Raw genomic sequence first — 23214 nt, forward strand, 5'->3', positions numbered from 1 at the left:
CAGATTGCGGCCCGACGAGGAGCACGATGATCCCGCCTACGGCCACGGCTCCCTAGGCCACCAGGCACCCCGGTGGATTCCGTCTCTGTGCGTTCATGTCGTCATCGTCATCGGTCGGGACACCCGGGCAGTGTCAGAACAATCCGGTGATCCGCCCGTCGCCGTCCACATCGATCTTCAGCGCCGCCGGATTGCGTGGAAGCCCCGGCATCGTCATGATCTCACCACAGATGACGACGACGAATCCCGCGCCTGCGGACAGCCGGACATCGCGCACCGTGAGCGTGTGGCCGGTCGGCGCGCCCAGCTGCGCGGCATCCGTCGAGAACGAGTACTGCGTCTTCGCGATGCACACCGGCAGCCCGCCGAAACCCTCCTCGGTGAACATGTCGAGCTTCTTCCGCACGGCGGCGAGGATCTCGATGCCCAATGCCCCGTAGGTCCGCACCGCGATCGCCTCGATCTTGTCCTCCAGGGACTCGTCGAGGTCGTAGCAGTACTGCGGCGTGGGAGCATTCGGTGCGGGAGCAATCGACGTGGGTGCATTCGATTCGGATTCAGTGGCTCCCGCGGCACCGGCAGAGGCACCCGTGCTGGCACCGGCGGCAGCACCCCCGGCCGCAGCGCCACCCTCCACCGCGCCGACGACAGCCCGCGCCAGGTCGACCGCGCCCGCGCCGCCATCGGCCCAGTGCGTCGCCGGCACCGCCGCGATCCCCTCGGCGGCGAGCAGCTCGACGAGGCGGTCCACCTCGGCGTCGGTATCCGAGGGAAACCGATTGATGCTCACCACCGTGGCCACGCCGAACACCTCGCTCAGGTTCGACAGGTGCCGCCGGAGGTTCGGCAGCCCCGCCTCGAGCGCCTCGAGATTCTCCAGCTCGAGGTCGGCCCGCGGCACCCCGCCGTGATACTTCAGCGCGCGCACCGTCGCGACGACCACCGCCGCATCCGGCCACGAGTCCATGGCCCGCATGGTGATATCGAGGAACTTCTCCGCACCCAGGTCGGCGCCGAATCCCGCCTCTGTCACGGCCCACTGGCCGAACCGGCGAGCGGCGGCCGTGGCGAGCACACTGTTGCAGCCGTGGGCGATGTTCGCGAACGGCCCGCCATGGATGAACGCCGGCGTATGCTCGATCGTCTGCACGAGATTCGGTCGCAGTGCATTGCGCAGCAGCGCAGTCATCGCCCCGGCCGCGCCGAGGTCGTCGACGGTCACAGCCTTCTTCGAACGGGTGCGCGCGACGACGATCCGGCCCAGGCGCTCCTTGAGGTCCTCGAGCGAGGTCGCCAGGCAGAAGATCGCCATGACCTCGCTCGCGACGACGATGTCGAAGGCGTCCTCGCGCGGGATCCCACCGTTGTAGCCGCCGAGCCCGATCGCGATCTGCCGCAGGGCACGGTCGTTGAGATCGACGACGCGCCGGATCGTGATGCGCCGCGGGTCGATGTCGAGCTCGTTGCCGAAGTGCATGTGGTTGTCGAGCATCGTGCACGCGAGGTTGTTCGCGAGCGCGATCGCGGCGAAGTCCCCGGTGAAGTGGAGATTGATGTCCTCCATCGGCAGCACCTGAGCCCAGCCGCCGCCGGCTGCTCCGCCCTTCATCCCGAACACCGGGCCGAGGCTCGGCTCACGCAGCGCGAGCACCGCCGGCGCCTTGCCGTGCACCTGGGGCCAGTTCTCCTCGCGCGCAAGGTGTCCGAACGCATCGGCAAGCCCGATGCTCGTCGTCGTCTTGCCCTCACCGGCAGGCGTCGGGCTCATCGCGGTGACGAGGACGAGCCTGCCGGGTGCGGCGACCGCCTCGGCCCCGGTCGCGAGCACGCCCAGCGGCAGCTTCGCCGCGTGGTGACCATGGGGCACGATGTCCTCATAGCTCAGCCCGATCGACGCGGCGATCTCACCGATCGGCTTGAGCTCGGCGCGGGACGCGATCTCGATATCAGTCGACATGAGCCCAGTATGCCCGGACCACCCCATCGAACACAGATGAGCGATGCGCTCGTTTCGCAGAGTGCTTCCCGGCCAGCCCGGCCACAGCGCTCCGGCGACGGGCACAGTCTCGGACGCCTCCCCTCCACCCGGCTCGACCGCGGGCACCGACGGCGGCACGGCACGTCTCAGCTCACGCGGGGCGCCTCGGACGGAGCGCGGTTCAGGCCCAGCCGAATCGGTCCTGGTAGACGTGGTCGCACACGCTGGCCTCCGGCTCCCAGGGCTCGGGCGCAGGCAGCGGCTCTCCCGATTCGGTGTCGACGAGCCAGCAGTCGCCGGCGCGGATCCGCACCCGTTGCTCCTCCTGGTCGTAGTCGAAGACGGAGATCTTCACGCCCAGCGTGAACACGTGGGCGTGCACGTGGGCGGCGACCGACATCGCCGAGGATCCCAGGCCGTGGATGAAGATTGCGCGCCCAGCCCGGCGCAGCTCGCCCTGCTCGAGGTAGAACTTCTCCCACGCCACCGGGTCGATCTCGCGGAGGTCGTCGATGTCGGGCACGTGGTAGCTCGGGGTGAGGAGCTGGTGGTGGAGCACCTCCTGGTCGGCGAAGTGCGCGTAAGGGTAGATGTTCTCGCCGAGGATCGGCTCGCTCGGGTCGGTGAGGCCGGCGGCGCGCGCCTTGCGGATCATCTTGCCCATCGCGCAGGGGCGCCGCTCGGGGAAGATCGCCTTCTCCTCGAGCACGTCGTGCTGGTACTGCGCCTGCACCTCGGGCCGGCGCACGCTCGTCGCCTCGAGCGTGATCTGTGGGGTGAGGGTTCGTGAGGTGTCCACAGTGAGCGAGTATACGAGCGGCGATGACCGGCAGCAGTCGCCGAGGTGAATGGCGCGCGAGCCTGCCCGAGGCCGAACGGCACCGCCGCTGCCCGGACTCTTCCCCGGATTCCGGACCGGCACCGGCGTCATTCTGGCCCAGCGCCCCGACCACGGCTGAGGCCCGGCACCCTTTCCGCGGTGCCGTCGCCTCGGTAGGCTCGCACATGGCACGCATGCGCTCGCGCACCCGTGAGCACCCACCCTCACCAGCAGGAGGAACACATGGAATTTCGGTATCTCGGCAACAGCGGTCTCAAGATCTCGGAGATCACCTACGGCAACTGGCTCACCCACGGCTCCCAGGTGGAGAACGACATCGCCACACAGTGCGTGCACGCCGCGCTCGACGCCGGCATCACCACCTTCGACACCGCCGACGTCTACGCCAACACCCGTGCCGAGCAGGTGCTCGGCGACGCGCTCGCCGGGCAGCGGCGCGAGTCCCTGGAGATCTTCACCAAGGTCTACTGGCCCACCGGGCCCCGCGGCCACAACGACTCCGGCCTGTCGCGCAAGCACATCCTCGAGTCGATCAACGGTTCGCTCAGGCGGCTGGGCACCGACTACGTCGACCTCTACCAGGCGCACCGCTTCGACTACGAGACCCCGCTCGAGGAGACCATGCAGGCCTTCGCCGACGTGGTCCGGCAGGGCAAGGCCCTCTACATCGGGGTGAGCGAATGGACGGCGGAGCAGATCCGCGCCGGGCATGCGCTCGCGGAGGACCTCGGCGTGCAGCTGATCTCCTCGCAGCCGCAGTACAACATGCTGTGGCGCGTCATCGAGGCCGAGGTCATCCCCGCGTGCGAGGAGCTCGGCATCTCCCAGATCGTGTGGTCGCCGATCGCGCAGGGCGTGCTCACCGGCAAGTACGCTCCCGGCGGGGAGCTGCCCGCCGGATCGCGAGCGACCGACGAGAAGGGCGGTGGTGCCCAGAGCATCAAGCGCTATCTCACCGACGAGGTGCTCGCCGGGGTCGAACAGCTCAAGCCGATCGCCGCGGATCTGGGGCTGTCCATGGCGCAGCTCGCCGTGGCGTGGGTGCTCGCGAACGACAACGTCGCCTCTGCGCTCGTCGGTGCGTCGAAGCCGGAGCAGGTGGCCGACAACGTCGGCGCCGCCGGGGTGAAGCTCGAGCCCGAGGTCCTGTCCCGCATCGACGCGGTCGTCGGGAACCTCGCAGTCACCGATCCGGCGAAGACCGTCTCCCCCGACACCCGCCCGAGCTGACCCGACGGCCCACTACTCACCACTCAATTTCCTGCGGTTTCTGTGAACGAAACCGCAGGAAATTGCGGTTTCAGGGGGTGCGTGAGCTGGCGTGTTGGTGGTGATTCAGAGATGGCGGGTATGCAGTGCTGGGCTGATGGAAGCTCAGCGAGCCAAGTCTGGCAGTCAGTCCGCCCGAAGTGCTGACACTTGTGCCCAGCCGGTCCGACTCGCCGAACCCGGGACTCGGGCGGAGCAGCGCGCTGATTCCAGGACTTACTCAGCTCGTCGAGGTGTCACTCATGCTCGGTCGGCTCTTCGAGCTGCCATGTGCGCACGATTTCTGCCTGGGAGTTCGAGCCCGAGCGGCAGGTCGGCGGGATCGGCAGGTCGATGCGGCCCGTGTGTCGGAACCGGCACAGGTTCGCCACGTTCGAAAGCGCGCCGAGGGGTTGACTGGTCCCAGCACCCGCCGCCACACCGAGGAGACCCCGTGCAGCACTATCGGCACTCCCCCACATCGCGCGACATCCCTCGCGACCTCTACGGCATTCCCGTCATCCCCGGCTCCACCTCGGTGCCGACTCCTGCCGCTGCCGGCAGGCGCCCCTCGCGGAAGATCCGCACCTTCCTGCTCGTGGCCGTGCTCGGCGGCCTCGGGCTCGGGGTGCCGGTCGCGGCATCGGCATTCGGGATGCTCTGATTCGCCCAGCGTCGGCCTGACCACCAGCTCCTACGCCCGCGTAGACTTGATCCATGTCTGACACCCCCGACTCGACCGCGAGCGCATCCGCGAAGCCCACCTCTGCATCCGCCTCGTCCGGATCGGCGAAGTCGGGTTCCGCCTCGTCCGCATCGGCGACGACCTCGCAGGCGAAGTCGCCCCAGAAGGACACATCGACCTCGACATCGAAGAAGACCGGCGCGAAGAAGACCGGCGCGAAGAAGGCCGGAACGAAGAAGGCCGGCGCGAAGAAGACCGCTACCGCCAAGTCCAGCCCGAAGGCAGGTGCGAAGTCGACGAGCGCGAAGCCGAAGTCGTCAGCGAAGAAGTCGGTGAAGAAGCCGAAGTCCTCGGCGAAGTCGACCGCCGAGTCGACCGCGCAGTCGACCCCCTCCACACCGTCAGCGACGTCGTCGCAGACGAAGTCCGGCCCGCCCTCGCAGGCACCTGCGAAGTCAAAGCCGCCGACGAGATCGAAGTCCCCGGCCACCGCGGCACCGGTCGCAGCCGAGAAGCCGAGCTCGTCTGCATCGACATCCGCATCGGCGCCGGCGACGAGCACGGGCCGGGGCTCTGCCGCGCCCGTCATCGACAGCTCCTTCGTCGCGGAGTTCGCGCCGCGCTACGAGATCACCGGGATCGAGCAGCGCGTCCTGGAGAAGGACGGGCCGAAGGCCCGCAAGAAGGGCCGGATGAAGCGCAAGGGCTTCCTCCGCGTGGGTCAGTGGAAGGGCCTCGCCGTGCTCAACCTCCTCGAGCACCACGCGAAGCACGACATCCGGTTCATCACCTCGGTCGCGCTCGACGACGACACCCCGGACAAGTTCCGCATCGACATCCTCCGTACCCTCGACGGCGTCGGTGTGCCGCTCGCCAGCTCGCTCCTGTCCGCGGTGTACCCCAAGCGCTTCGCGATCATGGACGCCCGAGCCGTGGGAGCACTCCACGCCGCCGGTCACCTCGATTCGGACAACCCGGCCCGGATCGACTACCTCGACTACATCTCCACGCTCATAACCCTCGCCGATGCCTGCGGCTGCGCACCCGTCGAGCTCTACCGCGCCCTCTACGCCTGGTCCGACGCCCAGTAAACCGGCGTCGAATCCCGTGGTGCCTGCACCGATCGAGCGCGCAGCCGTTTGCGCAGGTGCGGGATCACGTGGTCGCGGGTGAGAGAAGCGAACTGCCGCGCCGGGGTGTCCGCCGGCAGCGCGTCCCAGGGGAACCAGCCGGCCTCCTCGATCTCCTCGAGCACCTGCGGTTCCTCGACGTCGAGCCCGTCCGGGATCCCGTCGTGGAGGAACACCGTGCCGGTGACGGAGAACCCCGCCTCGTTGGCCGCCTGCGCCGTCCACGTCCCGAGCTCCTCGAGATCGACCGGGTCGAGCGCGGGCCCGAGCTCCTCGGCGATCTCCCGTACGATCGCCTGCACTGCGGTCTCTCCCGGTTCCGGCTTGCCGCCGGGCAGCATGAAGGACGTCGTCCCGGACTTCCGCACCATGAGCAGGCTTTGCCCGTCCGGGTGCACGACGACGAGCGCGGACACGACGATGTTCATTCCGGCCACCGCCTCGGAACCGCTGCACCATCCACGGGGATCGTCCCGGCCCCGGCCCAGGCCCGCGCAGCTGCCCTCATGCAGGCCACCGCCCTGACACCCCTCGTCGGTGCGAACCGAGCAGGTGCGTGTCGACGATCCCGACCGCCTCGAACAGCGCGTACATGGTCGTCGGACCGACGAACGCGAAGCCGCGCTTCTTCAGCGCCTTCGACAGCGCCGTCGACTCCGCGCTCACCGTGGGCACCTCCGTCATGGTCCGCGGCTGCGGCGTCGTCTCCGGAGCGAATGACTCGATGAACGCCACGAGACCGCCTCCGTCACGCAGTGCGATCGTGGCGCGAGCATTCCGGAGGCAGGCCTCGATCTTGCCGCGGTGCCGGATGATTCCCGGGTCCTCGAGCAGCCGCGCGACGTCCCCGCTCCCGAACTCGGCGACCGCGTCGACGTCGAAGCCGGCGAACACCTCGCGGAACCGCGGGCGCTTGCGGAGGATCGTCAGCCACGACAGCCCCGCCTGGAACCCCTCGAGGCTCAGCCGTTCGAACATCCCCGCCTCCGAGGTGACCGGCAGCCCCCACTCGGTGTCGTAGTAGTCGAGCAGCAGCGGGTGCCCGTACGCCCATGGCGTCCGCGCCTTCCCGTCCTCGCCGACAACCGGCCCGCCGGGTTCATCGGCAACCTGCCGGCTCACCGGCCCCGAGGCGGGTTCTCCTGCGGAGGTCGGCAGCTGGGTCGGTGCCGCACCGGGGCTGTCGGCCGGCCCTGTCGCGGCCGGCTCTGCCGCCTCATCCGTCCGACGGGGTTCCTGCGGTGCACTCATGGATGCGAGTCTACGGGCGCGGTCCGATGGTGGAGGCCGACCCTCTCACACTCCGCCCCACGGCAGCAGAGCGAGGCCGAGCACGATGAACACAAGACCCACGACCGTGTCGATCGCGGTCTGCGCCCGCTCGTAGGCGCGGATGACGAGCGGCCGGCCGGTAGCGAAGGCGAGCGCGGCGAAGAACACGAGCGCGATCCCCGCCATCGCCAGGCCCACCGCCACGGACTCCCCCGCCTCGATCCCGGCGGGCAGGATGCCGGCGAACAGCGCCCCGAAGAACACGACGGCCTTCGGGTTGCCCACGGTGTTCGTGAGGAAGCCGAGGCGCACATCGGCCCAGCCCGACCGCGCCGGAGTCGAGGTGGATGCGGGGGCGGGTGCCGGAGCCGGGGTTGTTCCCGGGGCCGAGGCGGGTGCCGAAGTCGGGGTGGTTGCCGGAGACGAGGCAGGCACCTGAGTCGAGGTGGGCATCTGAATCGAAGCGGCCACCGATGTCGCCGTCGAACCAGTTGCCGACCCGGTAGCCGAATCCGAGCCCGACGAGCCAGCGCTCGCACTCTCGCCTCGATCCCCCGCAGGGTCCGCTTCGGGGTCCCCCACGTGACCGCTCTTCTGCTTCCTCGCTCGAGCGAGCGAGTTGAGGATGTACCCGCCGTAGAGCACGAGGAACACCGCGCCCGCCCAGCGCACCGCGAGGAACACCGTCGGGTGCGAGGAGATCAGTGCGACGATCCCGATGAGCGCGGCGGCGATCCACACCGCGATCCCGGCCACCACACCTGCTGCCACGCGGAGTCCGCGCGCCGTGCCGCCGGCCATCGAGCCGCGCAGCACCGCGACGAAGTCGGGCCCGGGCGAGGCGACCGCCACCGCCCAGGTGCCGAGCAGCACGGCCCACGCCCCCGCGGTCATCGGGAGGCTCCAGCGGTCCAGGCCGGCGAGTCAGCGCTTCGGGTCACGGCATCACGGTAGTGCATGACCCGGCACCCAGCGCGCCCAGCGCCCCGGCACGCCTGCTGCCCCAACATGCCCGGTGCCCCGACATGTCCCGGCCCAGCACGTCCGGCACACCGACATGTCCCAGCGCCCAGCACCCCGCGATCAGGCATTCCCGCCCCACGCACAAGGCGCCCGCCGGCACGATGCCGGCGGGCGCCTCGGGAGCGGTTCGCACCTCACCCGAACCGATCGGTCCACCCGATCAGGCCCGCGCGAGGAGCTGCGCGATCACTGCTGCTTGTAGAACAGCTGCTTGTTACAGAACTCGTCCATCGCGAGCGGTCCGAGCTCGCGGCCGACGCCGGAGCGCTTGACCCCGCCGAAGGGCAGGAACTCACGCGACTGCTCGGGGCTGTTGATGAAGACCATGCCCGCGTCGATCTGCGAACCGACCTTCGCGGCCTTGTCGACGTCGGCGGAGAACACGGCCGAACCGAGCCCGAACGGGGTGTCGTTGGCGAGCTCGATGGCCTCTTCCTCGCTCGATGCCTTGAACACCATGAACGCCGGGCCGAACAGCTCCTCGTGGTAGCCGCGCTTGCCGGGCTTGACGTCGGTGAGCACGACCGGCTTCACGAAGGCACCGGGGGTGTCGTAGTCGCCCTCGCCGGCGTGAATGGTCGCACCGTCGGCGATCGTGGCCTGGACCTGCTCCATGAAGCGCTCCTTGGCCGCGAGGCTCGACAGCGGCGAGAGCTTCGAGCCCTCCGCGGTCGGGTCCTCCGGCGTCGCCTCCTTGGCGACGGCGGTGAGCTTCTCGACGAACTCGTCGTACATGTCGTCCATGACGATCATGCGCTTGGGCGAGTTGCACGCCTGGCCGGTGTTGCCCATGCGGGTGCCGAAGAAGGTCTTCACTGTCGCGTCGAGGTCCGGCGAGTCGAGCAGGATGTACGGATCGGACCCGCCGAGCTCGAGCACGACTTTCTTGAGGTTCTTGCCCGCCGCCGCGGCGACGGCCGAACCGGCGCGCTCGGAGCCGGTCAGCGACACGCCCTGGTTGCGCGGGTCGGGCAGGATGACGTCGGAGACCTGCTCGTTGGTCGCGTAGACATTGATGTAGGCGTCGGCGGGGAGGCCGGCGTCCTGGAAGATCTGCTCCATCACGGCCGCGGACTTGGGGCACTGCGGCGCGTGCTTGAGGATGATCGTGTTGCCCAGCGCCAGGTTCGGAGCGGCGAAGCGGGCGACCTGGTAGTAGGGGAAGTTCCACGGCATGATGCCGAGCAGCGAGCCCACCGGACGGCGGAGGATGTAGGCCTCGGCGTTCTTGGGGCCCTTGAGCTTCTCCTCCTCGATGAAGGCCTTCGCGTTGTCGGCGAAGTAGTTGTAGATGAGGCCGACGAGCGCGATCTCGCCCTGGCCCTCCGGAACCGCCTTGCCCATCTCGAGCTGGATGATCTTCGCGAGCTCCTCGGAGCGCTCGTTGTAGATCTCCGCGACGCGGGCCAGCACCTTGGTGCGCTCCTCGATCGGGGTCTCACGCCATGAGGCGTAGGCCTGGTGCGAGCGCTCGAGCGCATCGGTGATCTGCGCATCGGTGGCGGTGGGGTACTCCTCGACCACCTCGCCGGTGGCAGGATTGACGACCTGGTACTGCGACATGTGCACGCTCCTCTGCGTTGAAAGTCCTGACCCCACGCTATGCCCCGCATTCCAGGCCTGGCAACCGCGAAGCCACCGACGCCCGCCTGGTGAGACAAGTCACAGCGATCGCGGGGAGAGGCGGATGAGTAGACTGCTGACGACGGCTCGCGCGCACCATGCGCCGGCAGTCCCGCCGCATCCGGACGAAGGAGTTCACATGGCCGCCGCCGAGGCGCTCGCCCGCACCTACTACGACACCGTCGATGCCGGGGACCCGGCCGCCACCGCGGCGCTGTTCGCACCCGACGGCACCTACGACCGGCCGGGGTACGACACCCTCACCGGCGCGCAGATCAGCGACTTCTACCACGACGCGCGGGTCATCGAGTCCGGCGCGCACACGCTCGACGAGATCATCACCGACGGCAACCGGGCGGCAGTCCGCGGCCGGTTCGACGGCGTGCTCAAGTCCGGCGCCGAGGCGCACGAGGGGTTCGCCGACTTCTTCGTCTTCGACGACGCCGGCCTCATCGCGAAGCGCACGAGCTACTTCTTCCGCGCCGCTGTCTGAGCACCGGGACCGGAGCGGCGGGGAGGACCCGCATCGAGTTCCTCCCGCACCCGGAGCACGCCGGCCTGGATCGCGTCCCGGCGCCGGATCGCCTCGGCCGAGGCGTACGGGCCGTAGGCCTCCTCGACCTGCTCGACGACCGGCGCCATCCCGTCCGGCGACATGTCCGGCTCATGGATGTCGATGGCGGCGAACGACGGTCCGATGTGCTCCATGAATCCGCGGAACCCCTGCCCGCCGCCGCCCATGTGCATGCCCTCGAACGGGCCGACGGCCGCCCAGCGCAGACCGAGCGAGTTCCGCACCACCGCGTCGACGTCTGCCGGGGACACGACGCCGCGCTGCACGAGCCCGGCCGCCTCCCGCAGCACCGCGTTCTGCAGCCGGTTCCCCACGAAGCCGGCCGCCTCGGCCCGCAGCACGACGGGTTCCTTGCCGCAGCGCCGGTAGATCGCGAGCGCGCGCTCCACCGACTCCGGTGCGGTCCGCTCCCCCGGCACGATCTCGACGAGCGGCATGACATGGGGCGGGTTGAAAGGGTGGGCGATGAGCACGCGGGCGGCGTCCGCATCGGTCATCCGGGCTGCGATCGTGGACGCGGTGATCGCCGAGGACGAGGACACGAGGAGCGCCTCGTCCGGGGCGTACTCGGCGAGGTCGGCGAACAGCTGGGTCTTGGCCGCCGGGTCCTCCGGCCCGCTCTCCTGGACCAGGCGCACCCCGTCGACCGCCTCGCCGAGGCACTTGGCCACGATGAGCAGATCCTCGCACTCGGGTGCCTCGGCGACGATCCCGGCGCACACCTCGGCGAGGTCGGGGCGCGGGTCGAAGATCCGCACGGGCGCCCCGCAGGAGGCGAACAGCCGCGCCCATGACAGTCCGATCGTGCCGGCGCCCACCACGGCCACCGGGCCGAGCCGGGGCTGCCCGGCACGGGCCTCCTGATTCCCGGCGGCGGGCCGATCGGATCCACCGGAGGGCGGGGCACCACCGGCGGCGGGCACGTCGACGTTGGTCAGATCGAGATCCGAATCGCTCATGCGAGCAGGGTACTCGCTCGCTCGCCGTCCGCCACCGAGCCGTTGTCGGAACCGCCGTCGGGCCGGGCGGTACCTCGACCGGCCGACGAGTGGCAGAATGAGGCCATGAGCTCTGTAGATTCGAAGGTCCTCGCGATCGCCGAGGACGAACTTGCCGCCGCCCAGGAGTCCGCCGGGATCACCATGCGGGCACTGCACTCCGCGCAGGAGGCCGCCGAGGCGTCCCTCCTCCTCGACGAGGTGTGGAACGTCGGCCGCGCCGGCACCACGCAGCTCGAGCCGGGGCTGCTCATCGCGCTCGCCCACTCCGGGAATTACGTGGCCGGGGCTTTCGACTCCGAGGACGGCTCGATGATCGGCGTCACGGTCGGGTTCTTCGGCGAGCCGCTGGGCAAGATGATGCATTCGCACATCGCCGGCGTGCGCCACGAGCAGGTGGGCCGCGGCACCGGGGCGGCGATGAAGCTCCACCAGCGGCTGTGGTGCCTCAACCGCGGCATCCGGCAGATGACCTGGACCTTCGACCCGCTGATCTCCCGCAACGCGTACTTCAACTTCACCCGCCTGGGCGTCAACGCGCTCGAGTACTTCGAGGACTTCTACGGCCAGATGCGCGACGGCGTCAACGAGGGCCAGGCCTCCGACCGGCTCCTCGTGTCGTGGCGGCTCGATCGCCCGGCCAAGCGGCCGATGCTCGACGAGGAGGCGCTCGAGCGCGCGGTCTACGCCCTCGACCTGGGCGAGGCCGGCGAACCGGTGCTCAGCGAGGTGCCACGCAGCACCGAGGTCGCCGCTGCGCGGATCCCCGCCGACGTCGAATCGCTGCGCGGCGATGACGCCGAGCTCGCCACCCGCTGGCGGATGGCGCTGCGCGACGCGGCGACGGGACTGCTGGGCGACGGCTGGGAGGTCAGCGGCTTCCTCAAGACCGGTGTCTACCTCTTCACCCACCCCGACGACGGCCCGCTCGCCGAGGACGAGATCAGCACCGCCGAGGAGGCCGGCCCCCGCGCCTGAGGGCGCTCTGCCTGACCGGCTTCCCGCTACTCCACGAAGGTGAAGAGGTCGGTGCGCATGGTCGCGGGATCCGCCTCCGGGCTCGGCTCGGTGACGTAGACCTCCCAGAACGGCAGCCGTGGGCTCGCCCCGCTGCGCTCGACCGCGGCCATGAACTCGTCCCACGCCCGCCCCAGGCCGTCGTAGCCGCCGAGGTGGCTGATCGCGGCGACGCGCCCGGCAGGGATCCGCGACTGCTCGACGGTGAACCCGTCCTCGAGCTCCGCGGGCTCGCCGAGGTCGACCTCGATCGGCACACCCACCTCGATGTCCACGGTGTCATCGGGCATCCGGTGGTAGAGCGCGAACGCCGGACCCGCCGGGTGGACGCCGCGCTGCCCAAGCACCGGGAACAGACCGGAGAACGCGGTGTCGAACAGGGTGCGGAGCTCGGCCATCGGGTACCCGGTGGCCGTGACGACGGCCGTCGTCACCTCGGCGGTGTCGACGAGCTCGAGCGCGGCGCGGGGCTCGCCCACGGAGTCGGCGCCCATCTCACTCGCTCCAGTTCGCGCGGAGCAGCTTCTTGTCGAGCTTGCCCACCGAGGTCCGCGGCAGCTCCTCGACGATGATGACCTGGTCGGGCAGCTGCCACTTGGCGAAGCGCTCGCCGAGCACCTCGGCGATGTCCTCGCGCGTGACGTCCTGGCCCTCGCGCGGGACGACGTAGGCGACCGGCCGCTCCTGGTACTTCTCGTCCGGCACGCCGATGACCGCGGCCTCGAGCACGTTCGGGTGGTCGAGGATCCCGTTCTCCATGTCGATCGAGGAGATCCATTCGCCGCCGGACTTGATGACGTCCTTGAGCCGGTCGGTGAGCTTGAGGTAGCCGGCCGGGGTGATGACGCCGACGTCGCCGGAGCGCCACCAGCCGTCGTGGAAGCGCTCGTCGTTGTCGGCGAGCTGGTGGTAGCTCGTGGTGATCCACGGTCCGCGGAGGAACACCTCGCCCACGCTCTTGCCGTCGCGCGGCAGCTCGACGCCGGTGGGGTCGGCGATCTTCATCTCGACGCCGGCGACCGGCAGTCCCTGCGAGCGCTTGAGGTCCCAGCGCTCCGCCTCGGACAGCTCGCCGAGGTCGGGCTTGATCTGCCAGTTCACGGACACCACGGGGCTCGTCTCGCTCGCCCCGTAGGCGTGGATGATCTGCGCGCCGGTGAGGTCGGAGAAGCCCTTCATGAGCGACAGCGGCGGCTCGGTGGCCCCGGACACCAGGCGGGCGCGGGACAGATCGGGGGTCTCCGGCAGCGCCTTGATGTACTCGAGGATCGGTGCGAACAGGGACGGCGCGCCATTGGCGACGGTCACGCCCTCGCTGATGAGCGCCTCGGCGACGTCGCCGATGTTGTCGGCGGTGAAGCGGCCGGGCAGCACGACGCGGGCCCCGGCGGCGACCGCAGCCTGCGGGATGCCCCAGGACACCACGTGGAACATCGGGGTGACCGGCATGACGGTGTCGGTGTAGCCCATCTTCAGGGCGTTCATGATGCCGAAGGTGTGGAGGTACATCGAGCGGTGGGAGTAGTAGATGCCCTTGGGGCGACCGGTGGTGCCGGTGGTGTATCCGGCGTAGCTGGCGGTCGTCTCCTCGATGAACTGCCAGTCGTACTCCTCCGGCCGGCCGGCGAGCAGGTCCTCGTAGAAGTGGACGTTGTCCAGGGTGGTCGAGATCTCCGACGACGGTTTGTCCGTCATCACCACCCAGCCCTTGACGGTGGAGCGGACCTCCTCCTTCTGCGCGAGCTGCTCGGCGATCGGCAGGAGCGATTCGTCGACGAACACCCATTCCGCCTGCGAGTGCTCGACGACGTAGACGAGGTCGGCCGGGGCCAGGCGGAGGTTCATCTGGAGCATCGTCGCGCCCACCGAGGGGACGGCGAAGTAGAGCTCGAAGTGGCGCAGCTGGTTCCAGTCGAGCACGCCGGCCATGGTGCCGGCGCCGATCCCGAGCTCGTCGAAGGCGTGGGCGAGCTGCGCGACGCGGCGGCGCATGTGCCCGTAGTCGGTGCGGTGCCAGGCGCCGTCGATGCTCCGGTGGACGATCTCCGTGTCCGGGAACACGGTCGCCGCGTGCGTGAGCAGGGAGCTGATGTTCAATGGGTAGTTGTCGCCCATGGTCGACGGGATTCCTCTGAGCATCGGAGCTCCTTCTCACTTCGCTGTGGCCGGATGGTGCGGTGCTGGTGGTGCGGTGGTGCGGTGGTGCGGTGGTGCGGTGGTGCGGTGGTGCGGTGGTGCGGTGGTGCGGTGGTGCGGTGGTGCGGTGGTGCGGTGCGGTGGTGCGGTGGTGCGAATGAAATCGTATCGCGTGATCGGCATCACGCTCCCATTCCGGACAAACAGCTGACATTTCCTCATCGACCGCCGCCGAGGTGCACATCGGCGAGGCTGTCCGTGCACCCTGACATATCCGCGGGGACGAGAACGGGCCGGGGACCGCTGCTGCGATCCCCGGCCCGACTCGAACCGTGACGACACCTCGATCCCGGCTCACTTCTCGGCACTGGCCCGCACCTCGGCGACCAGCACCTCGGCGAGCGTCACTCCACCGGCTGCGGTCCCGGGAAGTCGGGCAGCCACTCGGGGTAGTCCGCGGGGATGCGGGCGGGGAACTCCGGCGGACGCTTCTCGAGGAACGAGGTCACGCCCTCCTTCGCGTCCGACATCCGGCCGAGCTCGTAGATCCCGCGCGAGTCGAGGCGGTGCGCCTCCCACGGCGAATCCGCACCGAGCATCCCCCACAGCATCTTGCGACCGGCGGCCATGGTGAGCGCCGAGGAGCCCTCGACGAGCTCCCGGGCGACCGCGTAGGTCGTGTCCATGAGCTCGCCGGCAGGCACCACGCGGGACACGAGCCCCGCCTCGAGCGCCTCCTGCGGGCCGAACACGCGCCCGGTGTACACCCATTCGAGCGCCCGGTTGATGCCGACGACGCGCGGCAGGAACCACGTCGAGGCCGCCTCGGGCATGATCCCGCGCTTGGCGAACACGAAGCCGAACTTCGCGTCCTCGCTCGCGATCCGGATGTCGCACGGCAGCGTCATAGTCGAGCCGACGCCCACGCCGGCGCCGTTGAACGCGACGATCACCGGCTTGCGCATCGCCGCGATCGCGAGCGACACCCGGCCTCCGCCGTCGCGGCGCACGCCCTCGATCGTCTCCCCGCCGTCGCCGGCGACGTCGACCGCGGCGGATTCGCGCGCGTCGTAGTCGAAGGTGTCCGCGCCGCCGGACAGGTCCGCGCCGGGGCAGAAGAACCGCCCCTTGCCGGTGAACACGACGACCTTGACGCCGTCGTCGGCGTCCGCCTTCCGGAACGCCGCGATGAGCTCCTGGCCCATGAGCGCGGTGAACGCGTTCTTGGTCTGCGGGGAATCGATGGTGATGGTGGCGATCTGCTCGCTCACCTCGTACGTGATGTGGGTGTAGTCGGACATCCTCGTCCTCTCGCTCAGGGGTGGGTGGGACGGGGGTTCGCCCGACCGGTCGTTCGGGCCGCGCGATCCCGCCCCCGGGGGCGCACCGGGACCGGTGCGCTCCGGGGACGGTCGGACGGGATCAGAAGACCGAGTACCCGCCGTCGATGACGAACTGCTGGCCGTTGGTGTAGGCGCTGCCGGGCCCGGCGAGGTACACCGCGGCGGCCGCGAAGTCCTCCGGGGTGCCCCAGCGGCGGATCGGCACGCGTTTGATGACCTTCTCGGTGAAGGTGTCGTTGCCCACCGCCGCGCTCGTCATGTCGGTCGCGATCCAGCCGGGCAGGATCGCATTGGTGCGGATGCCGTAGCGCGCGTACTCGGTCGCCAGACCGCGCATGATCGCGAGCACCGCGCCCTTGGTCGCGCCGTAGTGGACGTTCGTCGCCGCGCCCTCGATGCCGGCGAGCGAGCTCACCGCGACAAGCGAGCCGCCGGACTCCTGAGCGATCATCTGCTTGATCGCGGCCTGGAAGCTCAACACCACGCCGTCGACGTTGACCGCCGCGACGTCGTGGAACTCGTCGATCGTCATCTCGTGGAACGGCCCCTTCTTCCCGCCGATCCCCGCGTTCGCGATGAGCGAGTCGACGCGTCCGAACGCCTCGATCGTGCCCGCCATCGCGGCCTCGACCTGGGCGGGGTCGGACACGTCGCAGGCGAAGGACTTGACGGGGGCGAGCTGTGAGAGCTCGGACTCCGCGGCGGCATTGCGCTCGGTGTTCCGGCCCCAGATCGCGACCGAGGCGCCCGCCTGCGCGAGCCCGCGGGCCATCCCGAGGCCGATGCCGTTGTTGCCGCCGGTGACCACGGCGACGTGACCTTCGAGGTTGAGGAATTCAGCCATCGTCGGTCACTTCCCTTCGAACTTCGCGGCGCGCTTCTCCCGGAAGGCGGCGACGCCCTCGGCGAAGTCGGCGCTGCCCTGCAGGCGCGACTGGCCCTCGGCCTCGCGGTCGAGGGCGGAGTCGAGCTCGGACAGCGCGACCTGGTTGACGGCGTACTCGGTCTCCCCGAGCGACAGCGTGGGGCCGGTGGCGAACCGGGCGGCGATCTCCCGCGCCCGTTCGAGGTAGGTCCCACCGGGAGCGACCTCGGTGGCCAGTCCCCAGTCGAGGGCGGTGGCGGCCTTGACCTTCTCCGCGGTGAGCGCCATGCGCAGCGCGCGGTGGCGCCCGGCCGAGGCGGCGACGAGGGCGGTCGCGCCCCCGTCGGGCATGAGGCCGATCTTGGTGAAGGCGAGCATAAGGTAGGAGTCCTCGCTCATCACGACGTAGTCGCAGATGAGCGCGAAGGAGCAGCCCACGCCAGCGGCCGGACCGGACACCGCGGCGATGGTCGGGACCTTGAGGTCGCGGATCTTGCGGATGATCGCGTTGATGATGTCGAGGCCGACGCCCTTGCGCTCACCGCCGGCCGCGGAGTCGCCGCCGAGGTCGGCACCGGAGCAGAAGGAGCGCTCGTCGCCGGTGATGACGACCGCGCGCGCCTCGGTCGCGGCCCGGTCGACCGCCGCTTCGAGGGCGGCGGCGACCTCGCGGGTAACCGCATTGAGCGCCTGCGGGCGGATGAACTGAATGGTCATGACACCGTCGTCGACGGTGACCTTGAGGTGCTGATCGTGCTGATCGGCCATGATCGGACCTTTCGTCTGTGGAGTGCGGGTGAGGGCTCGGCCGGGCCGGGCCGGGAGGATCCGCCCGGGGGCCGGAATGCGGGCGCCGAGCGGGTCGCAGGCTCAGGCCTCGGGCTTGACCTCGAGGAGGACCTTGCCGAGCACGGCCCGGTTGTCGAGCTCGGAGATCGCCGCACCCGCCTGCTCGAGCGGGTAGGTCGCGTGGATGTGCGGGTTGAGGCGGCCGGCGGCGACGTGCTCGGAGATCACCTCCCACTGCTCGGCGATGAGGTTCGGGTTGCCGCGGGTCGCCTCGCCCCAGGCCACGCCCACGACGGAGATGTTCTTCAGCAGCAGGCGGTTGACCTTGACGGTGGGGATCTCGCCGGCGGTGAAGCCGAGCACCTGGAGGTGCCCGAAGCGCTTGAGGCAGCGCAGCGAGTCGGTGAAGCGGTCGCCGCCCACCGGGTCGTAGACGACGTCGACGCCGTCGGGGAAGATCTCGAGGACGGCGTCCTTGAAGCCCTCGGCCTTGACGACGTGGTGCGCGCCGAGCTCCTTGACCATCGCGGCCTTGTCGTCGGTCGACACGACGGCGACGACCTCGAGGCCCATCGCGAGCGCGAGCTGCACGCCGGCCGAGCCGAGTCCGCCGGCGGCGCCGTGGACGAGCACCGTCTGGCCGGGCTGGACGTTGCCGCGCACGCGCAGCGAGAAGTCGGCGGTGAGGAGGTTCATCGGCATCCCGGCGGCGTGGGCGAGGCTGACCGGGTCCGGGACCTTGACGGTCTGCTGGTCGGCGGCGACGAGGTACTCCGCGAAGGTGCCCTTGCCGGTGATCGCGGCGACGCGGTCGCCGACGGCGAAGCGGGAGCCTTCACCGACCTCGACGACGGTGCCCGCGGCCTCGGAGCCGAGCACGAACGGCAGCTCGTGGCGCACCTGGTACATGCCGCGGGTCTGCAGCAGTTCGGGGAAGGTGACGCCGGCGACGGCGACCTCGATGAGGACCTCGCCGGGGCCGGGGGCGGGACGCTCGGCGTCGACGAATTCGACGGACTCGGGTCCGTCGAGGCGGGTGACGTGGATGGCCTTCATGTGTCTGTCTTCTCTCTGTCGGGGTTCGGGTGCGGTGTGTCGGGTGGGGGGTGGGTGCCTCGGGCCGGGCTGCCGGCGCCGAGGTGCCCGCGGGTCCGGCTAGGCGGGCGCCTGCTCGGTGAGCTTGCGTTTGACGAGCTTGCCGGTGGGGGTGCGGGGCATCTCGTCGATGAAGTAGAACTTCCGCGGGATCTTGTAGCGGGCGACGTGGTCGGCCAGCCAGGTCCGGATCTGCTCGGCGAGATCCTCGCCGGGGCGCACGTGGTCCTCGGCCTCGATGTAGGCCACGGCGATCTCGCCGAGCTCCTCGTCGGGTTCGGCGATCACCGCGACGTCCTTGACGTCGGGGTGGAGCGCGAGCTCGCTCTCGACCTCCTGCGGGTAGATGTTCACCCCGCCGGTGATGATGAGGAAGCTCTTGCGCTCGGCCATGAAGAGGAACCGGTCCTCGTCGAGGTGGCCGAGGTCGCCGATCGTCGTCCAACGCTCGTGGACGGGATGCCGGGTGTCGGCGGTCTTGGCCTCGTCCTTGTAGTAGACGAAGAGGTCCTTGTCCGGGTCGGCCTCGAAGTAGATCGTGCCGACCTCGCCGGGCGGCAGCTCCTCGCCGTCGGGCCCGCAGATGTGGGCGATGCCCATGAGTCCGTCGCGGCCCACGGAGCCCGGCTTGCGCAGGGACTCCTCGCTGTTGATCACGGTGATGCCGTTGGACTCGGTGGCGGCGTAGTACTCGTTGATCACCGGGCCCCACCACTCGATCATCGCGCGCTTGACCTCGATCGGGCAGGGCGCGGCGGCGTGGATGGCGGCCCTCATGCTGGACACGTCGTACTTCTCGCGCACCTCGGCGGGCAGCTTGAGCATCCGGATGAACATCGTCGGCACCCACTGCGAGTGGGTGACACCGTGCTCCTCGATGAGGCCGAGCGCGGTCTCCGCGTCGAACTTCGGCATCACGATCACGGTGCCGCCGCGGGCGTGGGTCGTCATCACGAAGCGGATCGGGGCGGCATGGTAGAGCGGGGCCGGGGACAGGTAGACGGTGTCCTCGCCGAACTCGTAGAGGGCGGTGAAGAGCTGGATGAGCGGGACGTTCTCGTCCTCGACGGACTGGTCCTTGAGCGTCGGCAGGATGCCCTTGGGCCGGCCGGTGGTGCCCGAGGAGTAGAGCATGTCGTCGCCGCGCGGCTCGTGGTCCGGGCGCTCGGGGCTCGCGGCGGCGAGCACCGCCTCGTACTCCTCCGCACCCAACAGCGGGCCGCCCACGGCGATCCGGTGCGGGATGTCGGCGCACTCCTCGTTGAGCTCGTGCGCGGACTTCAGCCCGGTGGAGACGAGGACGACGGAGGCGTCGCAGTCGTGGATGATGTAGGAGCTCTCCGCGGGCGTGAGGTGCTGGTTGACGACGGTGATGAACGTGCCGCTGCGCAGGGCCGCCCAGTACGCCTCGATGATCTCCATCCGGTTCTCCGCGATCATCGCGACGTGGTCCCCCGGGCTGCAGGCCGAGCGCACGGAAGTGGTTGGCGAGCCGCAGGGAGCGGCCCTCGAGCTCGGCGTAGGTGAGGGTCTCACCGGTGTCGGCCATGATCACGGCCGGCTTGTCGGGGGTCGTCGCCGCCCACTTGCCTGGGTACATGCACATCACTTCCTCGTGATCGGAGAACTGCCGCGTCGGACGGGCGTCCGGACGGACCGACCGGCCGCGTCGCCGGCACACCCTTGTGAACCGGCGGTTGAGGACTACAATCAATCTTACCGAACGCTTGTTCAGAAACGTTAGTGGGAAACCCGGCCGGACACAAGACCCGCCCTCGGCCCGGTCGGTCCGGCCGGACCTGCCGGGACGGGTCGGACCGGACAGACCGACACTGGCCGACCCGACCAACCCCCGACCAGCCCAGACCCCGCCCTCGACCCGGATGAGGATCATGACCGCATCGCACTTCGCCGAACACACCGCCCGACTCACCCGCGAGCTCATCCACACGCTCGTCTCGGAGACCGACGACGCCCGCCTCGCCGAGCACACCGCGTTCATCGCGGAGAAGCTCGCGGCCGCGGCGGCCGACCCGGCGGCGGTCACCCTCGACGACCCGCACCCGCAGCGCAGCCACATCGAGCACGACATCACCCCGGCGTCCTCGGCGCGGAATCCGATCGCCCCGCCGATGGACATCCGCTGGGACGGCGAGGAGTCCCGCTGCTCGCTCACGCTGCCGCTGCAGTACCAGGGCCCTCCCGGTCGGGTGCACGGCGGGGTCGTCGCGCTCATGCTCGACCACGTGCTCGGCAATGCGGCGAACTCCGGGGATGCGCCGCGCGCCTACACCCGCTACCTCAACGTGCAGTACGACGCGGCGACCCCGGTGGGTGAGCCGCTCGTGGTCACCGGCCGGGTCGTCCGGCAGGAGGGCCGCAAGCGCTTCCTCGAGGGCGAGGTCACCTGCCACGGCGAGGTGCGGGTGCGCGCGGAGGGGCTGTGGATCGAGGCGAAGCAGTGACTGCCGCGCAGCCGCTGCCGGCGACGATGCGGGCGGCGCGCCTCACACTCGATGAGAACCTCGCGGCCGAGCAGCCCGTGCCCGCCCGTTCCGGGACGGGGCTGGAGGGCCGGGGCCTGAGCTACGGGGTCGCCGACTTCCCGGTGCCCGTGCCGGGACCCGGACAGGTGCTCGTCGAGATGGCGTACGCCTCGGTGTGCGGATCCGACGTGCACCTCGCGCTCGACGGCTTCCACCGCCCGGAGATGCTCGACGCACCGGGCTACCCGGGACACGAGGGCGCGGGCACGATCGTCGCGGTGGGCGCAGACGTCCACCTCGCAGGCGCGGACGGCGAGACCACCCCGGGCGCGCTCTCCCCAGGCATGCGCGTCATCACGGTGCCGAGCGGGCGCCTCGGCGGATGCTTCGCTCAGTACCAGGCGATCGACGCCGGCTCCGTCATCCCGCTGCGAGAGGACGACGTGCTCGAGCGGGCCCTCATGGCCCAGCAGCTAGGCTGCACGATCGCCGCGCTCGCCAAGTACTGGCGGGAGGGCACGCGGACCGCCGCGGTGCTCGGCCTCGGCTCCGCCGGCCAGTTCTTCACCCAGCTGCTCCGGGCCCGCGGGGTCGAGGTGTACGCCTCCGACGTCGATGCCGCGCGGATCGGGTTCGGGCGCGAGCTCGGGGCGCGGGCCGTTCACGCCGATGAGCTCGACGCGGTCGTCGCCGGGGCACATCCGGAGGGTGTCGACCTCGTCGTCGAGGCCGCCGGGCTCGACGCCACGCGCGCGCAGGCCGTCGAGCTCGCGCGTCACCGCGGCGTCGTGGGGGCCTTCGGCTACCCCGAGACCTGGGAGGGGACCTTCCCGACGATGGCGGCGTTCCGCAAGTCGGTCACCGTCGAATGGTTCTCCAACGCGCAGGGCGAACCTGGTCAGTGGTGCTTCCACGAGGCGCTCGAGGCGATTCGCACCGGCGCAGTCAGGGTCGACCACATGACGCAGGTGCGGATGGGGCTCGAGGACGTGCCTCGTGCGCTCGAGGCGACCCGCGCCCACGGCGAGGGAGCCGCCAAGATCACCATCACCATCCGCCCCTGAGACCTCAATTTTCGAAGGTTCCTGAGAGCGGAAACGCCGTTTTTCGCACAGTCAGTGCGCTGCAGCGGGTCCTGCAAGAGATGCACTGAGCGCGGATGCGCCGCCTCCAGATGCACTTCGCCGCGGAGCAGTGCGCGAACTGCGCGGTATCCGGAACCGAGCGCGCAATTGAGCGCTCCGAACGGGATACTCCGCAGTTCGCGTGCGCTCCGCCCCGCTCACAACCGCTCGATGACCGCGTCGACCGTGTGCAGATTGCGGGCCGTCCCGCCGAGGCGCCGGCTGATCGCCGCCGCCGGCTTCGACGCCGCCAACCCGCCCGGGGTAAGGAGGTAGGCCGTCGTCCCCTCCACCGCCACCTCGGTGTCCGTGCCCGAGGTGAGAGCCCGGATCTCGTCCATCACACCGGCCGACGGCGCGGACTCGAGGAGGATCAGGTGGCAGAACCGCGGGTCGTCCGGCGCATAGGGGCAGGCCTGCCGGGCGGCGGCGAGCACCTCGGCGGAGCGCACCGCGACCGGGACCGGGAAGCCCACGCGCTGTTCGAGGGCGGTGGCGATGCGCACGGCCCACGCCTCGGCCGCGGTGGCATCGGTGCCGCTGTCACCGTCGTGCTCGCCGCCGCCGGCTGTCAGACCTGCTCCCGCAGGATCGTCGCCCGCAGGGTCATCACCCGCACCGGCCTCCGCGGTGAAGACGATGTTCCCCGACTGGATGTACGTGGCCACGTCGGAGGCGCCGAGCTCGCCGAGCACGGCACGAACCTCGGCCATGGGAAGGCGGTGTGCACCGCCGACGTTGACCCCGCGGAGGAAGGCGGCGAACCGCCGCTTGGTCAGCTGTCCGGACATCGGAACTCCTTTCGCAGGAAGAACGCACCCCCACCACTCCCCTGCCGCGGCACCAGTTGCCGCAGCCGGGGTGAGAGTGCAATTTCTGAAGGATCTGTTCAGGTGGTGTCAAGCTTCTAACGCATCAGGAGCTTTTCGAACATGTCGGCCGGGGTCTGCAACTCGAGTGTGGGCCTCGGCCGCGTGTTGATCAGGT

The 23214-nt window shown here is 70.0% G+C and carries 22 protein-coding genes and 1 pseudogene; 7 read left to right on the forward strand and 16 right to left on the reverse strand.

Annotation, left to right across the window (positions count from 1 at the left end; translation table 11 throughout):
• Positions 1-133: 133 nt before the first annotated feature.
• Together AB0I45_RS10725 and AB0I45_RS10730 are read right to left on the reverse strand one after the other, a co-directional pair.
• Entirely contained in the window at positions 134-1957 is a 1824-nt protein-coding gene (locus tag AB0I45_RS10725; RefSeq protein WP_360318276.1) for a formate--tetrahydrofolate ligase, read from the reverse strand.
• A 202-nt stretch (positions 1958-2159) separates the two neighbouring features.
• Positions 2160-2777 (reverse strand): hypothetical protein, encoded by a 618-nt coding sequence (locus tag AB0I45_RS10730; protein WP_360318279.1) that lies wholly within the window; start codon positions 2775-2777, stop codon positions 2160-2162.
• Positions 2778-3041: 264 nt separating this feature from the next.
• Between AB0I45_RS10730 and AB0I45_RS10735 the strand changes: the two genes are divergently transcribed.
• From AB0I45_RS10735 to AB0I45_RS10745, 3 genes are all read left to right on the forward strand, one after another.
• Complete coding sequence (locus AB0I45_RS10735; protein WP_247423216.1) at positions 3042-4049, forward strand: aldo/keto reductase family protein; 1008 nt, start codon at positions 3042-3044, stop codon at positions 4047-4049.
• A 472-nt stretch (positions 4050-4521) separates the two neighbouring features.
• Positions 4522-4731 carry a hypothetical protein gene (locus tag AB0I45_RS10740; RefSeq protein WP_247423218.1) on the forward strand — a complete coding sequence of 70 codons (210 nt, stop codon included), beginning with the start codon at positions 4522-4524 and terminating at the stop codon, positions 4729-4731.
• A gap of 53 nt (positions 4732-4784) precedes the next feature.
• The gene (locus tag AB0I45_RS10745) at positions 4785-5843 is read left to right on the forward strand and encodes a hypothetical protein (protein WP_295688210.1); all 1059 of its coding nucleotides are present in this window, start codon (positions 4785-4787) and stop codon (positions 5841-5843) included.
• Here AB0I45_RS10745 and AB0I45_RS10750 read toward each other — a convergent pair.
• From AB0I45_RS10750 to AB0I45_RS10765, 4 genes are all read right to left on the reverse strand, one after another.
• The gene (locus AB0I45_RS10750) at positions 5819-6310 is read right to left on the reverse strand and encodes an NUDIX domain-containing protein (RefSeq protein WP_295688206.1); all 492 of its coding nucleotides are present in this window, start codon (positions 6308-6310) and stop codon (positions 5819-5821) included. The two genes, AB0I45_RS10745 and AB0I45_RS10750, sit on opposite strands and share 25 nt — an antisense overlap.
• 76 nt (positions 6311-6386) lie before the next feature.
• Entirely contained in the window at positions 6387-7133 is a 747-nt protein-coding gene (locus AB0I45_RS10755) for a DNA-3-methyladenine glycosylase I (protein ID WP_360318284.1), read from the reverse strand.
• A 45-nt stretch (positions 7134-7178) separates the two neighbouring features.
• Positions 7179-8048: a LysE family transporter gene (locus AB0I45_RS10760; protein ID WP_360318287.1), complete on the reverse strand. Its 870-nt coding sequence runs from the start codon at positions 8046-8048 to the stop codon at positions 7179-7181.
• A 315-nt stretch (positions 8049-8363) separates the two neighbouring features.
• A complete protein-coding gene (locus AB0I45_RS10765; RefSeq protein ID WP_265808348.1) occupies positions 8364-9740 on the reverse strand; it encodes an NAD-dependent succinate-semialdehyde dehydrogenase in 1377 nt (458 codons plus the stop codon).
• 199 nt (positions 9741-9939) lie between these two features.
• On the opposite strand from AB0I45_RS10765, the gene AB0I45_RS10770 reads away from it, so the two are divergent.
• A complete protein-coding gene (locus AB0I45_RS10770) occupies positions 9940-10293 on the forward strand; it encodes a nuclear transport factor 2 family protein (RefSeq protein WP_265808349.1) in 354 nt (117 codons plus the stop codon).
• On the opposite strand, the gene AB0I45_RS10775 is transcribed toward AB0I45_RS10770, so the two are convergent.
• Positions 10269-11333: a 3-hydroxyacyl-CoA dehydrogenase NAD-binding domain-containing protein gene (locus AB0I45_RS10775; RefSeq protein ID WP_360318291.1), complete on the reverse strand. Its 1065-nt coding sequence runs from the start codon at positions 11331-11333 to the stop codon at positions 10269-10271. The genes AB0I45_RS10770 and AB0I45_RS10775 overlap by 25 nt on opposite strands.
• A 105-nt stretch (positions 11334-11438) precedes the next feature.
• Here AB0I45_RS10775 and AB0I45_RS10780 point away from each other — a divergent pair, with 105 nt between their 5' ends.
• Positions 11439-12350, forward strand: coding sequence for a hypothetical protein (locus AB0I45_RS10780; protein WP_247423228.1), 912 nt, complete (start codon positions 11439-11441; stop codon positions 12348-12350).
• 26 nt (positions 12351-12376) lie between these two features.
• Here the strand turns inward: AB0I45_RS10780 and AB0I45_RS10785 are convergent, their stop codons facing one another.
• The 8 genes and pseudogenes from AB0I45_RS10785 to AB0I45_RS10820 all read right to left on the reverse strand — a co-directional run.
• Positions 12377-12883 carry a GyrI-like domain-containing protein gene (locus AB0I45_RS10785; RefSeq protein WP_295691007.1) on the reverse strand — a complete coding sequence of 169 codons (507 nt, stop codon included), beginning with the start codon at positions 12881-12883 and terminating at the stop codon, positions 12377-12379.
• A gap of 1 nt (position 12884) precedes the next feature.
• On the reverse strand, positions 12885-14528 hold the full coding sequence (locus AB0I45_RS10790) for a long-chain-fatty-acid--CoA ligase (RefSeq protein ID WP_295691004.1): 1644 nt from the start codon (positions 14526-14528) through the stop codon (positions 12885-12887).
• Between the two features lie 401 nt (positions 14529-14929).
• On the reverse strand, positions 14930-15826 hold the full coding sequence (locus AB0I45_RS10795) for an enoyl-CoA hydratase-related protein (protein ID WP_295691001.1): 897 nt from the start codon (positions 15824-15826) through the stop codon (positions 14930-14932).
• A 121-nt stretch (positions 15827-15947) separates the two neighbouring features.
• Positions 15948-16712: a glucose 1-dehydrogenase gene (locus AB0I45_RS10800; RefSeq protein ID WP_360318296.1), complete on the reverse strand. Its 765-nt coding sequence runs from the start codon at positions 16710-16712 to the stop codon at positions 15948-15950.
• A 6-nt stretch (positions 16713-16718) separates the two neighbouring features.
• On the reverse strand, positions 16719-17501 hold the full coding sequence (locus AB0I45_RS10805) for an enoyl-CoA hydratase-related protein (protein ID WP_247423235.1): 783 nt from the start codon (positions 17499-17501) through the stop codon (positions 16719-16721).
• A 102-nt stretch (positions 17502-17603) separates the two neighbouring features.
• Positions 17604-18578, reverse strand: a complete 975-nt coding sequence (locus AB0I45_RS10810) for an NADPH:quinone oxidoreductase family protein (RefSeq protein WP_360318300.1) — start codon at positions 18576-18578, stop codon at positions 17604-17606.
• A gap of 99 nt (positions 18579-18677) precedes the next feature.
• Positions 18678-20057, reverse strand: a complete 1380-nt coding sequence (locus AB0I45_RS10815) for an AMP-binding protein (RefSeq protein ID WP_360318303.1) — start codon at positions 20055-20057, stop codon at positions 18678-18680.
• Between the two features lie 73 nt (positions 20058-20130).
• Positions 20131-20619, reverse strand: a pseudogene (locus AB0I45_RS10820) (hypothetical protein); the annotation flags it as partial.
• Between AB0I45_RS10820 and AB0I45_RS10825 the strand changes: the two are divergent.
• Positions 20510-21082: a PaaI family thioesterase gene (locus AB0I45_RS10825; protein WP_175406887.1), complete on the forward strand. Its 573-nt coding sequence runs from the start codon at positions 20510-20512 to the stop codon at positions 21080-21082. The pseudogene AB0I45_RS10820 and the gene AB0I45_RS10825 sit on opposite strands and share 110 nt — an antisense overlap.
• Positions 21079-22167: a zinc-binding dehydrogenase gene (locus AB0I45_RS10830; protein WP_360318307.1), complete on the forward strand. Its 1089-nt coding sequence runs from the start codon at positions 21079-21081 to the stop codon at positions 22165-22167. Before AB0I45_RS10825 ends, AB0I45_RS10830 begins: the two co-directional genes overlap by 4 nt.
• Before the next feature lie 218 nt (positions 22168-22385).
• On the opposite strand, the gene AB0I45_RS10835 is transcribed toward AB0I45_RS10830, so the two are convergent.
• Complete coding sequence (locus tag AB0I45_RS10835; RefSeq protein WP_345031749.1) at positions 22386-23018, reverse strand: DUF1697 domain-containing protein; 633 nt, start codon at positions 23016-23018, stop codon at positions 22386-22388.
• Positions 23019-23214 lie beyond the last annotated feature (196 nt).

This window comes from Brevibacterium sp. NPDC049920 (assembly GCF_040656435.1).
Lineage (GTDB): Bacteria > Actinomycetota > Actinomycetes > Actinomycetales > Brevibacteriaceae > Brevibacterium > Brevibacterium pityocampae.